The 12,195-nt window shown below is 61.7% G+C and carries 12 protein-coding genes and 1 tRNA gene; 7 read left to right on the top strand and 6 right to left on the bottom strand.

Going from position 1 to position 12,195, the window contains the following annotated elements; genetic code table 11:
* Complete coding sequence (locus CEK66_RS06050; RefSeq protein ID WP_148829457.1) at positions 1 to 261, bottom strand: hypothetical protein; 261 nt, start codon at positions 259 to 261, stop codon at positions 1 to 3.
* A 105-nt stretch (positions 262 to 366) separates the two neighbouring features.
* Positions 367 to 1,020 carry an energy transducer TonB gene (locus CEK66_RS06045; RefSeq protein WP_152236275.1) on the bottom strand — a complete coding sequence of 218 codons (654 nt, stop codon included), beginning with the start codon at positions 1,018 to 1,020 and terminating at the stop codon, positions 367 to 369.
* Between the two features lie 131 nt (positions 1,021 to 1,151).
* Here CEK66_RS06045 and serS point away from each other — a divergent pair, with 131 nt between their 5' ends.
* The 5 genes from serS to CEK66_RS06020 all read left to right on the top strand — a co-directional run bounded on the left by serS (position 1,152) and on the right by CEK66_RS06020 (position 6,543).
* On the top strand, positions 1,152 to 2,432 hold the full coding sequence (serS, locus tag CEK66_RS06040; RefSeq protein ID WP_017914468.1) for a serine--tRNA ligase: 1,281 nt from the start codon (positions 1,152 to 1,154) through the stop codon (positions 2,430 to 2,432).
* Positions 2,433 to 2,812: 380 nt separating this feature from the next.
* Complete coding sequence (locus tag CEK66_RS06035; RefSeq protein WP_010342573.1) at positions 2,813 to 3,802, top strand: LysR family transcriptional regulator; 990 nt, start codon at positions 2,813 to 2,815, stop codon at positions 3,800 to 3,802.
* A gap of 101 nt (positions 3,803 to 3,903) precedes the next feature.
* Positions 3,904 to 3,993, top strand: a tRNA-Ser gene (locus CEK66_RS06030).
* An 84-nt stretch (positions 3,994 to 4,077) separates the two neighbouring features.
* Positions 4,078 to 5,553, top strand: a complete 1,476-nt coding sequence (locus CEK66_RS06025; protein ID WP_193312582.1) for a site-specific integrase — start codon at positions 4,078 to 4,080, stop codon at positions 5,551 to 5,553.
* A 93-nt stretch (positions 5,554 to 5,646) separates the two neighbouring features.
* The gene (locus CEK66_RS06020; RefSeq protein ID WP_152236274.1) at positions 5,647 to 6,543 is read left to right on the top strand and encodes a hypothetical protein; all 897 of its coding nucleotides are present in this window, start codon (positions 5,647 to 5,649) and stop codon (positions 6,541 to 6,543) included.
* A 376-nt stretch (positions 6,544 to 6,919) separates the two neighbouring features.
* Here CEK66_RS06020 and CEK66_RS06015 read toward each other — a convergent pair whose 3' ends face one another.
* The 3 genes from CEK66_RS06015 to CEK66_RS06005 form a co-directional block, all read right to left on the bottom strand.
* A complete protein-coding gene (locus CEK66_RS06015) occupies positions 6,920 to 7,258 on the bottom strand; it encodes a hypothetical protein (RefSeq protein ID WP_152236273.1) in 339 nt (112 codons plus the stop codon).
* Positions 7,255 to 7,566, bottom strand: coding sequence for a hypothetical protein (locus tag CEK66_RS06010; RefSeq protein WP_088429177.1), 312 nt, complete (start codon positions 7,564 to 7,566; stop codon positions 7,255 to 7,257). The genes CEK66_RS06015 and CEK66_RS06010 overlap by 4 nt, the downstream gene beginning before the upstream one ends.
* 68 nt (positions 7,567 to 7,634) lie before the next feature.
* Positions 7,635 to 8,408, bottom strand: a complete 774-nt coding sequence (locus CEK66_RS06005) for a hypothetical protein (protein WP_152236272.1) — start codon at positions 8,406 to 8,408, stop codon at positions 7,635 to 7,637.
* Positions 8,409 to 8,519: 111 nt separating this feature from the next.
* On the opposite strand from CEK66_RS06005, the gene CEK66_RS06000 reads away from it, so the two are divergent.
* Together CEK66_RS06000 and CEK66_RS05995 are read left to right on the top strand one after the other, a co-directional pair.
* Positions 8,520 to 8,861, top strand: a complete 342-nt coding sequence (locus CEK66_RS06000; protein WP_152236303.1) for a helix-turn-helix transcriptional regulator — start codon at positions 8,520 to 8,522, stop codon at positions 8,859 to 8,861.
* 156 nt (positions 8,862 to 9,017) lie between these two features.
* Positions 9,018 to 10,382 carry a PIN domain-containing protein gene (locus CEK66_RS05995; RefSeq protein WP_193312581.1) on the top strand — a complete coding sequence of 455 codons (1,365 nt, stop codon included), beginning with the start codon at positions 9,018 to 9,020 and terminating at the stop codon, positions 10,380 to 10,382.
* A 135-nt stretch (positions 10,383 to 10,517) separates the two neighbouring features.
* Here CEK66_RS05995 and CEK66_RS05990 read toward each other — a convergent pair whose 3' ends face one another.
* Positions 10,518 to 11,909 carry a site-specific integrase gene (locus CEK66_RS05990; protein WP_152236270.1) on the bottom strand — a complete coding sequence of 464 codons (1,392 nt, stop codon included), beginning with the start codon at positions 11,907 to 11,909 and terminating at the stop codon, positions 10,518 to 10,520.
* Positions 11,910 to 12,195: the final 286 nt, after the last annotated feature.

The raw sequence follows: 12,195 nt of genomic DNA, 5'->3' as shown, positions 1-12,195 counted from the left end.
TCAGTGCGTCGGCTGCGGACGCGGCGGATCGTTGGCCGGTGTCGACGGTGTGGACTGGGTAGCGCGGTAGCCGCTGCCGTCGTCGTCGCGGTCCACCGCCAGCCACCAGCCGGCCACCGCCAGAGCCAGTGCAATCACGATCATCCAGGCCCAGGGCGACCCGCGATCGGCCCGCGCATGCGCTTCCCCGCGCGCAGACGACGGGCGGGCGGGGCGCTTCCACGCGTCCAGCGGCTGTGTCGACTTGTACGGGGTGGGCATGGCGGCAACTCCGGTGCCGTGGGACGGATCCAGTGTCACCCAGGACCCGCCTCAGGGGTGTCACCCCCATGTGAACGCCGCCCGCGCGTCCGGGCGGCGGTTCAGTTACGGCCCCGGCTTGAAGTCGAACGGAATCTCGATGCTGGCCGGCACTGCACGACCGTTCTGCTGCGCCGGGCGGAACTTCCAGCGGCGCACGGTTTCCATCGCCGCGCGGTCCAGATCGCGCGAGCCGCTGCGCCGGAGCAGGGCCACGCCGGCGGGCGCACCGCTGGCATCGACCTCGACCCGCACCACCACCGTGCCGGCATCGCCACGGCGCAGCGCCGCCGGGGGATAGCGCGGCGGCGGGGTCTGCCCTTCCAGCGGCACAGGGCGGTTGCCCGGTGCCAGCGCGGTGGCCGTGTTGCCGGCGACATCGCCGCCTGCGGCCGGCGCCGGCGCTTCGGTGGTCGGCGGCGGCGCCGGTGCGGTCTCCACCAGCTTCGGCGCGTCGCCGGCGGGCGCGGGCTTGGCCTGCGGCATGCTGCTGGCGGCGCTGCCGGCGGGCAGCGGTTCGGGCAGCGGCTTCACCTGTTCGGTCTCCTGCTGCACCTGCGCCGGCTGCGGCTTGTAGAAATCGTTGTCCTTGCGTCCGACCAGCCACACCACCAGGAACAGCAGCAGGCCGGCGGCGAAGGCGATGCCGACGATCGCGAGCAGGCGCCGCGGCAGATGCAGCACGATGCCGGACTTGGAGGACGAGGGCGACGTGGACATGGGACTCACCGTAGGGAACCGTTCGATTCTGGCATAGCCGCGGTGAATCGCGCGCCGCGGCGGGCGCGAGTCGGCAAAACCGCGACGGACAGGCGATAATCCCGGGTTCGTTCCCCTGGCACCCCGCGCCCATGCTCGATCCCGCTCTGCTTCGCCAACAGCCCGCCGACCTCGCCGAGCGCCTGCGCACCAGTCGCGGCTATGCGCTGGACGTGGCCGCCCTGGAGGCCCTGGAGGCCGACCGCAAGCGCATCCAGGTGCGGACCCAGGAACTGCAGAGCTTGCGCAACAGCCGTTCCAAGGCGATCGGCCAGGCCAAGGCCAAGGGCGAGGACGCGAGCGCGCTGATGGCCGAAGTGGCCGGCTTCGGCGACGAGCTAAAGGCCTCCGAGCAGCGCCTGGACGAGATCCGCGCGCAGCTGGAGACGCTGGCGCTGGAGATTCCCAACCTGCCGCAGGCCGACGTGCCGGTGGGCAAGGACGAAGCCGACAACGTCGAACTGCAGCGCTGGGGCAGCCCGCGCAGCTTCGATTTCGAGGTCAAGGACCACGTCGAACTCGGCGCGCGCCACGGCTGGCTGGACGGCGAGGCGGCGGCCAAGCTGTCGGGCGCGCGCTTCACCGTGCTGCGCGGGCCAATCGCGCGTCTGCACCGCGCCCTGGCGCAGTTCATGCTGGACCTGCACACCGGCCCACATGCCTACCAGGAAACCAACGTGCCGGTGATCGTCAACGCCGACAGCCTGTACGGCACCGGCCAGTTGCCGAAGTTCGAGGAAGACATGTTCGCCACCGCGCTGGGCGAACAGAAGCGCTACCTGATCTCCACCTCGGAAATCTCGCTGACCAACCTGGTGCGCGACGAGATCGTCGAGGCCGAGCGCCTGCCGCTGCGCATGACCGCGCACTCGCTGTGCTTCCGCTCCGAGGCCGGCAGCGGCGGCCGCGACACCCGCGGCATGATCCGCCAGCACCAGTTCGAGAAAGTGGAACTCGTCAGCGTGTGCCGCCCGGAAGACAGCGCCGCCGAACACGAGCGCATGACCCGCTGCGCCGAAGTGGTGCTGGAGACGCTGGGCCTGCCGTACCGCAAGATGCTGCTGTGCACCGGCGACATGGGCTTCTCGGCCAGCAAGACCTACGACCTGGAAGTCTGGCTGCCGTCGCAGCAGACCTATCGCGAGATCTCCTCCTGCTCCAACTGCGGCGACTTCCAGGCGCGGCGCATGCAGGCGCGCTGGCGCAACCCCGCCACCGGCAAGCCCGAGCTGCTGCACACGCTCAACGGCTCCGGCACCGCGGTCGGCCGCGCCATGATCGCGGTGATGGAGAACTACCAGAACGCCGACGGCTCGATCACCGTGCCCGACGCGCTGCGCCCGTACATGGGCGGGGCCGAGCGGATCGGCTGATCGCTCGGGCCCGGGGCGTCGGCCCCGGGCGCGCCTCGCGTCGCCGTTGCTGCGGCGACGCCCTCCTGTCCGTCCCTGCGTTCAGGCAACGTGTCCTGATGCGGGCAGTGCACCGCCTTGCGCCAATTGGGGCTTCGACCCGGACGGGGCAGGGCGTTCGCATGCATCGCTCACTGCAGGACTCGCCGCAGCGGCGTTCCGCGTGCGCCGAACTCCCGTCCCGTCACTTCGCGCTAGCCCGGCCGGGGTTACCCTGCGACCGCCTCCATCCGTGCCTGAGCCACCGCGCGAGCGCGACCGGCGTCCCTGCAGCGCAAATCGTTGTAGGAGTAGAATGAACCGGATCCGATTGTCCCCATCGTTCTAAATATCGAAAGAACATGCACGACCTCAACGATCTGTACTACTTCGCCATGGTGGTCGACCACGGCGGGTTCGCCGCCGCCGAGCGCGCCCTGGGCATCCCCAAGTCGCGCCTGAGCCGCCGCATCAGCCAGTTGGAGAGCGACCTGGGCGTGCGCCTGCTGCAGCGCTCCACGCGCCGTTTCGCCGTCACCGACCTGGGCATGAGCGTGCACCGCCACGCCCAGACCATGCTGGCCGAGGCGCAGGCCGCACGCGAAGTGGTCGACCGGCTCAGCGCCGAACCGCGCGGGCTGGTGCGGGTGAGCGTGCCGGTGTCGCTGGCGCAGATGCAGTTGCCCAAGCTGCTGCCGATGTTCCTGGACCAGTACCCCAAGGTGCGGCTGCAACTGAACATCAGCAACCGCCGCGTCGACATCATCAACGAAGGCTACGACGTCGCCCTGCGCGTGCGTTCGCGCCTTGACGACGACGGCAGCCTGGTGATGCGCAGCTTCGGCCAGGTGCAGGAACTGCTGGTCGCCAGCCCCAAGTACCTGGACCGCGCCGGCCGCCCCAAGGATCCCGAGGAGCTGACCTCGCACGTCACCCTCAGCATCAGCGAGGACGAAGCCCGGCAGCGTTGGGAACTGCACGGCCCGGCCGGCGAAGTGCGCCGCGTCGACCTGCAGCCGCGCGTGGCCGGCTTCGACTTCCCCCTGCTGCAGTCCATGGTCAAGGACGGCTTCGGCATCACCCTGCTGCCCGAGACCGTCTGCGCCGAAGCGGTGCGCAACGGCGAACTGGAAGTGGTGCTGCCGGAATGGTCGCTGCCGCAGGGCATCTGCCACGCCGTGTTCGCCTCGCGCCGCGGCCTGCTGCCGGCGGTGCGCGTGTTCATCGACTTCCTCGCCGAACACCTGCCGCGCCAGATCGAAGCCTCGCGCCTGGACTGCGGCGGCAACTGCCCCGAACGCACCAAGGCCCGGCACTCGACCCTGGGCGCGATGGCGGTCGAGGCGGGTTGATCGCGACGCCGGCCGAGCACATCGGTCGAGCAAAACCGCCGCGGGCGTGCGAAAATGCCAGCCCTTACCGACGGTTCTTGGTTACCGCCGCGTTCGCAAACGGAGAGATGGCCGAGCGGTTTAAGGCACCGGTCTTGAAAACCGGCGAAGGGTCAAACCTTCCGTGGGTTCGAATCCCACTCTCTCCGCCAATCGATCTTAACTCGTTGATTTTTATTTGAAATCATCGGTTTGGGTGGCTTGGAAAGCAGGAAGCATGCAGAGGGAACACTCGCATGCGTATCCCCCATCATTTGAGCCGGTCTTCCACCGGCCGCTGGTCGTTCGTCCAGCGTGTCCCTGTCGATCTTCAAGTCGTGCTCGATTGCCGGCTCATCAAGCGGACTCTGAAGACCAAAGACCTCGCTCAGGCGCACGTCCGTGCAGTCGTGCTTGGGGCGGGGTATGCTCGGCTCTTCGCACAGTTGAAGGATCAACGCGTGGCCAAGCTCAGTAAGACGGACGCTGACCTGCTTATCGCTCGCCTGACGAGCGCCGAGAACCTCCAAGAGCTGACGCTCAATCGGACCCATCAACCGGATGGGACGGTTATCGAGCACTGGGAGATCGACAGCCCGAAGGACCTGAAGCTCTATCGGCAGCTGATGGAGCTGGAAGCAAAGGGTGGGGCAACCGCCCAGCCGCGGCTCCCAGTGGCCGCCTACGCCACATTCGGAGCCTCGCATCCGGTGAGCCCTGTGCGACAAGCCTCAGTGCCAGCACTTGAAACGATGACCTTGGGCAAGGCTCGGGACGCGTTCCTGGCGACCCTCAAGGGCTCGACACTGCCAAAAACTTACACCATCAAGAAGACGGCGGTTGAGTCGTTGGTGAGCTTCCTGGGTCCGAAGGCAAAGGTTCATGCCATCACTCGCTCAGATTTGGCGCGGTGGTATCAAGACATGCGTGAGAAGGGCGCATCCACGCCAACGCTCACGAACAAGCAGAGCTACATCGGTGGCAAAGGTGGCTTTTTCGAATGGGCAATGGCCTCGGGGCACTACCCCCGTGGTGACAACCCGGCCAGCGGGCATGTGAGCTATTCCCAGCGTGAGAAGCGGGCCCGCAAGAAGCTGGGGTTCAAAGCCTATGACAGGGCACAGATCCATGCCCTGTTTGCGCCTGAGGCGCTGGCAAAGCTGTCAGAGTCGGCCCGCTGGGCCTCGCTGCTTGGCCTCTTCACCGGAGCTCGGGCGTCAGAGGTCGGCCAACTCCTCCTCAGGGACGTATTCGAAGAGGATGGCATCCCTTGTATCCGAGTCTCTGACGATGGCGAGCACCAGAAAGTGAAAACCGAGGTCAGCCTTAGGACGGTGCCGCTCCACCCCGAGCTCCTCAAGATGGGCTTCCTTGAGTGGGTTAGTGGCAAGCGCAAGGCCGGTGAAACGAGGCTCTTCCCGGCAGCGAAAGCAACCGCCGTGAACGGGCAGGGCAACTGGATCACCAAGGCGTTTAGTCGACACTTGGCTGAGGTGGGGAAGAACTGGGAGCCAGCCAAGCGCGGGTTCCACTCACTCAGGAAGACGTTCATCCAAGAGTTGCAGGGGGCTGGTGTGGTTTCAGAGCTCCGGGCACAGATTGTTGGGCATGAGCTCGATGACGAGCACCACTCAACTTACAGTCGTGTGTTTACCGTGCGCGAAAAGCGAGATGGTATCGGAGCGCACTCGCTCGGGATTGCTTCTGTTAACTATTTCTGTCGGGATTGTTAGGGTGTGTTGGATCTCAGAAGTCTACGTGCACCTTGTTGCTTTAGCGTTCGATCGTCCTTTTGTTTGACTCTGATGTCCATCAGGTGAAGTTAAATGACCAGATTATGGGAAGATACAGTCGTTACGGCACTCCGTGACGCGCAATGGTTGAGGTGTGCCCGATGGAAATCTCCAGCGGCGGCCTTCCCGCCTGGCTTTGTTAAGCTTGATGGTAATGCTGAATCGGCGATTGGAGATGTAGTTTATTCTTCTGGTGAGCGTTATTTTGTTTTTGAGGTAAAAGCTAGGCGCTTAGGCATTAGGGATGAGTGGGTCGGATCTGATGATAAAAGGCCGAAGCTGGCTTATAGGTCGCTGGCAAGGTATTGGAATCGGTTGGAGGAGTTGTCTTCATGGGGCGAAGAGGACGACCAGGAAGAGGACGACCAGAAGGAGCGATCTGCTCTTTTAAGTTTCTTCAAGTTGTCGCTTGCTGGCCACCATTTCGTTTATTGGGACGAGTGGCTAGACGACGACAGAGGATTGGTCGGTGAAATCGTTGTCGAGCCTTACGTCGTGGCGTGTGCTGCGCTATTTGGTGCCAAAGACGAAAATCCGCCTTGGCAGTATTTAAAGCCATGGCCAAGGAGCTATTTTGGATTCACCTGGGGGGAGGGGAGAAATCGTCTAACGTCAGAAGTTGTCAGCTTGGATGACGCTCTAGATTCCGAAGTCAATACTTGCTTCTCGGAGGATGGTCGCTTGCGCGGTCGAAAAGTAGGCCTCACCATTAACGAGTTGCAGTTCTACGTAAACTACTTGATAGGAGAGGATGAGGAGGAAGAGGGGATATTTGCCGTGGTTATGTCAGATACGGGAAGCTTCTACCGGGTCGTTGGGTCGACTAGGCATCTTGCGGAAGTAATGATATCGAGCTCACCGCGCATGTCTCCACGGCGTAAGCAGACAGTTGGCGTGAGCCGCCGCGGCGTAAGCGTGCCCGTGCCTTGATTTAATCTGCGTCGAGCGCTTGATCTGGAAGCTGTGATATTTTTCGGTCTGACGTGGTCGTGACGCGCCATTTCTTTGCCCATAGTCTGACGGCCAAGTCGGCTTCCGCAGAAGCCTCGTGTGGTGAAACGCGATCTAGAGACGCTAGGTATACCTTTTCCCAGATTTTCCTCTCTGTTTCCTTTTCTTCGTTAAGTAGTGAGGTTCTAGTCACGTCGGCAATCAATGGGGGAGTTGTCTGAAAGCTAGCGCGGAGCTATAGGAAGTCAAGGCCTTGCGGTCGGGCTCCATTGCGTCGGACGAATCAGGCGCTGCGACGTTCGCCGAAAGAAAGGCCGCCAATGGCGGCCATTCTTATCCCAGGCATGTATTTCTTCTAATGCGTCAGCTTCGCATACATGACAAAGAGGAACATCGGCAATCCGCTCAGGACAGCAAAGGCCCCAAGCGCGCCCATCAGGGTCAACACGGTCATGGCCCACCACTGCCACCAGGCGAACCCCTTATCCCTGGCCTGAGCGACTCGAGCTTCGGCCGGGTAGAGGCGTCCTACCTTCCGTGTTCCTCGCCGGGCCATAAGCGGCCCGACAATGAACCCAAAAGGTCCCAGAAAGAGCAGAGACAGCACATACCACCTGAAAAACCTGTCGCGGGGCGTCAGCAACTTGCGCCGGGCGGGCACCGGCTGGTCAAGCAGAGGGGGCGGAGCGCTCATTTGGCGTAGGCCCTCCAGCTCCCTGACTCCTTCGCATACCTAAGGTTCTTGCTGACCGGAATGGGCACCTGTCGGCCGCCGATATCGATGGAGACTTTCCCCTTGGTGTCGCAACGGTAGCCCTCCACGTCTTGGGCCTCGACGCATCCGGTCAGTTCGAAGTCGCGGATGTCCCCAACCCGTCCAGCCCCGCTTTCCTCCAGAAGGGTGGCGAGTGCCCTTTCGGCATCGTTAGTAGACGGCGGGCCACCGCAAGCAGTGAGGGTAAGTGCAATGGCCAAGCCGGCCAGGGGAAACCTTGCGTTCATGGGTCAATCCTTGAGGGTGATGATGGGGCGGCGGTAGGCCGCCCCGGACGGGTAGAGAAAGAGAGGGCTTACCGGTCTCGATTGCCTTCCGGATTGAACCCCGCAATCCACATCCGGCTGTCCTTGAACGGGGTCAGCATCCCCGACGCGCCCGGGTGCAGGTCAGCGGTCTGGATGAATCCAGAAACCCACGCCACCCTCAGGGCCACGTCGACCGCCTTGTCCGAAACGCCAGGGCGGCTGACGTTGACGACAAACGGTTGGGCGGGCGGGTTAGGACCGGTAGACCGGCTGGCCCCGGTATTGGCCTTGTTGGACGGCACCCGAACGCCGGTGAGGCTGTCGCGGCCTTTCCAGAGCGCCGCCGTGTTGAGCTCAGCCATGTCGCCCAGGTCGTCGACTTCAGTCAGTGCGGCGTTAGAGCAGCTCCGGAAGGTCTCCGTGGTCGAAGCATTGGCGCTGGTCCAGATCTTCGCCTCGACCGTCCAACACGGCAGCGTTGTGCCCCAGTCAACGTAGGTCAAAGAGACCCGAGGCCACTCCAATCGGCCCTGCTGGGCGAGCTGGTGGTTATCGGATTTGAAGAGCCCGGGCAGCTTCCCTGCACCGCTGACCGGGGTGTAGATCGGCTGGTTGTTAGTGGCTTGGCCAGCGGCAGCCCCGGTGGGCTTCACTCCAATCATCTGGCCGCCAGCATCCTTCAAGCTCCTCCTCAGCTGCCTGAAGAAGCCGGGCTGTTCCGCCTGCTGGGTGGACTGACTGGCTTCCTGGGCCGATACGCTCTGGCCACGCAGCAACAGCGCGGCCGCCAGAGCGGCGGCCATCCTTGTGGTGTCCTTCATTAGGTGCCCCTGTAGACCGCCACGCCGGCGGCATTTACGATAATCGCAGATGTGCAATCGGGTTCCAACAGTCAGACTTGGGAGGAGTTCAGCTTTGGTGCAAGAATCCGGATGCAGCCCAAAACGCCTACGACGGTCTATGGCAAGCGCCTGCGAAGCGCCAGGCTCGCCAAGCGTTGGACGCAGGCCCAGCTGGCGGAGCGGATTGGAATGGTGGACTCCGTCTCGGGGGCGACCCGAGTGAGTCGCTACGAAACGGGTCAACATGACCCTGACCCGGCGACCTCTCAGGCATTAGCTAAAGCGCTAGGTCTTCCGGTCGCTTACTTCCATGCAACCTCAGATACGCTGGCCGAAGTGATTTTGTTGGTGTCCAGGCTGCCGCTCGCCAAGCAGAAGGAAGCCCTCCAGCGCCTGAAGGACATGGTGGCTAAAGCGGAGGCCGGGCGTTGAGGGTGGCGCTCTAAGAGCAGCCATCGAGGCCTTGGCTCGGTCTTGCTCTTCGGTTGTCTGAAAGCCAATGGGCCCTGCCTTGAGGAGGCCGGTTTTGCTATCGGCAGGAGACCGCTGGTGAGTGGAATGCGGGGTGAGGGGAGGGCAGAATGGGCCATGGACTCTATTCAACGATTCGCCTTAGACACCAACTTCTTCCTCCAAGTGAAGGCGGCAGAACTTTTGCCATGGGACGAATTGACAAACGCGGCAAAAGTCGAGCTCTTCCTCTTGGACGAAGTGATGGGCGAGCTTGATCACCACAAGTCGAACGGCAACAACCGGGCAGCCAGGCGGGCGCGCGGTGTCTTCGAAAAGCTCGATCCCCTAATCGATGGCGAGGTCGATGAGCTTGTGGTTAGGGAGAGTGGTCCTCGGGTCGTTTGGCTGCTCGCTCCTTTCTTCGATCCTGAGCGTGCCAAGCCCGCAAGCTTGGACCTCTCATCGGCGGATGGAAGGATCGTGGAGCAAGCGTTCGCGTTGCATCAAGAGTGCGGAAGCGTCGTGTTCCTGACCCATGACCGACTTCCAAGAAGAATGGCCAAGTCTGTTGGACTGCCCTTCAAGAAGATCCCCGAATCATGGCTTCTTGCTCCTGAGAATGATGAGCGTGATAAAGAAATAGCCAAGCTCAAGGACGAGTTGAAGGTTTGGAGCAACCGCTTCCCCCAAGTCGAAGTTCAACTGTTTCGGGATGAAAAGCAGGTCGACCGGATATCCGGTTCGATCCGTCAATACCGTCCTTTATGCGACGATTTCATCGACACTGCAGCAGAAATCATCGAGAGTCGCTTTCCTGAGGAAAGCGCCGGCGTGCCGGGCCAGGTCACGGTAACGAGGCAGAGTGATTTGTTGGCTTATCAGCAAGCCCGCCGGGAGTGGTGTAAGAGTGTCCGCGAACGGATTGAGAAGCTTCCTGCCAGACTCAATCTTGACCAGGGATTGTTTGAGCTGACCCTATCTGTAAATAACGTGGGCGGTGCTCCCGCCGAAGGGCTGACGCTGGAGGTCCTCGTGGAGGGGCCGATGATGCTTGTCAATGACAAGCTGAAGGAAAAGTGGTTTCCTCCAGGCATTCGGTTCACACCGCCACAACCGCCAATATTAGAACGCTATTCTGGTTTTGAGCGGTTCAGCCGACCCTCCCTTCCTGAAGTCGCGGACCTTCACCGACATTTCAACCCTCACCCTGTCCCGCGTGACCCAGAGCGTTTCTACTGGGACTACGCTGAAGATGCGATTCTATGCAAGTCTGCGGAAGGGAGCTGTGTAGACTTTCGGCATCAGGCGCGTGCGGTGAATCTACCCATCATCCTTTTCCTTCCTCAAGGTGAAGGCGAGCCTAGGGGCTGTCTGCTGATTCGATGGTCTGCTAGGAATATCCCGAGAGCTCTCGAGAAGAAGTTTTCGATCAACTTGGCGATTGACTGGAAAGACAGCGAGGACGATGTGAGCAAGCTGGTGATTGGGGGCGAGATCTAGTATTGGGCATGGCGTTCGAACAGCCGGATCTATCTGTTTGAGATGTGACGCGAAATGCTGGGATTAGCTATGTGGTGCGTCCGTCACCCGCCACAGGTCACCTAGTCCAGTGGCGGGCAAGGGGTCGAAGGATAATCAGGGGTAGAACTTACGAGGATCGGACAACGCCCCCTTGAACTGCCCCGCTTGGTAGACCGGAAGCGCCACATCAGGGCGATACCGCTCCAGGACTGCGATCTGCTTCGTTCGTGCCTGCGCTGGCTTCTTGTGGAAATAGGCCTCGTGCAGCACAGGGACCCGCTTGCTGATGGAGTGGCCGGTGACCAGGGCAATGTCCTCATCGGCCACCCCCATGTGATGCAGCTCCGTGGCAAGGGTATGCCGGAAAGCGTGGAACCCGACGCCTTTAGGAAAGCCGAGATCCTTCATGTATCGGCTGAACTGGTTGAGGACGCCTTGGCTGTAACGGGCGTTGGTGTCGCCATTGTCGCGTCGCACGCCGGCAGACAAGTGGGGGAAGAGGCGAGGATGGCCACAAGCTCGGATGTCCTCCACGAACGCCAGGAAACCAGCATCGAGCAGCGGTTGGGGAATGGGGAGCGTTCGGACGGCTGCTTTTCCTTTTAGGCTTTGTCGGCTCCGGTTCCTGTCTCTGTGGCTCAGGTCCGCGTCTACCGTCTTCTGAATCTTGATGCACCAAACGCCGCTCTCCTGGACAATGTCTGCGAGCTTCAGCTGAGCGACTTCATTGATACGCGCTCCCGTGTAGAGTCCAATCATCGGCACCCACCACCGGTGGGGCGCTTTCATGGCCCAGGGGATGAATGTGTTGGGGGCAAAGATGCGACGCAAATCTTCTTCGTCAAACAAGCGCTCGGCCTTGTCGGGGTCAATGACCAGATCCTTCTTCGCCTCTGGGAAGAAGTGCATGGGAGAGCCCGCAATGGCTTTCGCCTTGTCCAGCCGCCCAAAGAAGGTGACCAGGAACCGTCGGTGCTTCTCTACGGTGGCCGGTGCAGGCGGCTGGACGCAGAGCGCCTTCCCCTGGGCCACCGCTTGCTCATACGTGTAGTTCCGATACTGAGGATCTGACTGTAGAAGTGGCGGAGCCCAGCGCATCAGCTCCCAGAGTCGGTAGATATGCACGTGGTCGACCCTGGACACCGGAATATCCCCGCAGGCCATCAGGAGCATCTTCAGTGACCGCGCTGTGGCTTCGATGGTGTTGCGTGTCAGGCCCATGCGCTCGCGGTCAGCCAGGTAGTCCCGGATCTCAATGGAGAGCAATCGAGCGGGGGCGGCCACGGGGAGAGGCTCAGGGTGGCGCGTGCCATTCTTTCCAAGGAGCGCTCGACGGGTTCGCTCGCAGGCGTCGTTGATGATCTCTTGAGCATGGATGGCTGCTTCTCGGCCAGTCACGATCATTTCGCCGATGCGGACGCGGCCAATGCGCACGTCTGTCAGTTTGAGGGAGCCCGTTGGGTCTGCGAGGTAGGAGTTGAGGTGTTTCGAGGTGGGGGAGGTCACTGCGTTGCTTCCATCTGGAGGATGGAAGTACAGATACTGCGGGCCTAAAAATCGTCAACGAAAAATCGGCTTTTTATTCACGGCCTTAGGCATCGCCTGAGAGGTGACATTTTGCACGTCGGGCTAGCCAATCGTACCGCCCTAAACCGCGCTGACGTTTACTTTAAAATCAATGGCTTGTGCGGGTCAGGTCGGCCCATTTTCGGAGTCATTACCGTACTGTTTAACTGAAGTAAGCTAACAGTTCATTTTTTGAACATGAATGAAATATAAATGACGATTCTGT

The sequence above is a fragment of the Xanthomonas sp. LMG 12460 genome, from assembly GCF_009192895.1.
GTDB classification, from domain to species: Bacteria; Pseudomonadota; Gammaproteobacteria; order Xanthomonadales; family Xanthomonadaceae; genus Xanthomonas_A; species Xanthomonas_A sontii.
This window is presented reverse-complemented; position numbering and strand designations above follow the sequence as displayed.

Excerpts from the sequence above, each read along its gene's own strand:
- CEK66_RS06050 (WP_148829457.1), bottom strand. The coding sequence starts at position 261 with ATGCCCACCCCGTACAAGTCGACACAGCCGCTGGACGCGTGGAAGCGC.
- CEK66_RS06045 (WP_152236275.1), bottom strand. The coding sequence starts at position 1,020 with ATGTCCACGTCGCCCTCGTCCTCCAAGTCCGGCATCGTGCTGCATCTG.
- serS (WP_017914468.1), top strand. The coding sequence starts at position 1,152 with ATGCTCGATCCCGCTCTGCTTCGCCAACAGCCCGCCGACCTCGCCGAG.
- CEK66_RS06035 (WP_010342573.1), top strand. The coding sequence starts at position 2,813 with ATGCACGACCTCAACGATCTGTACTACTTCGCCATGGTGGTCGACCAC.
- CEK66_RS06025 (WP_193312582.1), top strand. The coding sequence starts at position 4,078 with ATGCGTATCCCCCATCATTTGAGCCGGTCTTCCACCGGCCGCTGGTCG.
- CEK66_RS06020 (WP_152236274.1), top strand. The coding sequence starts at position 5,647 with ATGACCAGATTATGGGAAGATACAGTCGTTACGGCACTCCGTGACGCG.
- CEK66_RS06015 (WP_152236273.1), bottom strand. The coding sequence starts at position 7,258 with ATGAGCGCTCCGCCCCCTCTGCTTGACCAGCCGGTGCCCGCCCGGCGC.
- CEK66_RS06010 (WP_088429177.1), bottom strand. The coding sequence starts at position 7,566 with ATGAACGCAAGGTTTCCCCTGGCCGGCTTGGCCATTGCACTTACCCTC.
- CEK66_RS06005 (WP_152236272.1), bottom strand. The coding sequence starts at position 8,408 with ATGAAGGACACCACAAGGATGGCCGCCGCTCTGGCGGCCGCGCTGTTG.
- CEK66_RS06000 (WP_152236303.1), top strand. The coding sequence starts at position 8,520 with ATGCAGCCCAAAACGCCTACGACGGTCTATGGCAAGCGCCTGCGAAGC.
- CEK66_RS05995 (WP_193312581.1), top strand. The coding sequence starts at position 9,018 with ATGGACTCTATTCAACGATTCGCCTTAGACACCAACTTCTTCCTCCAA.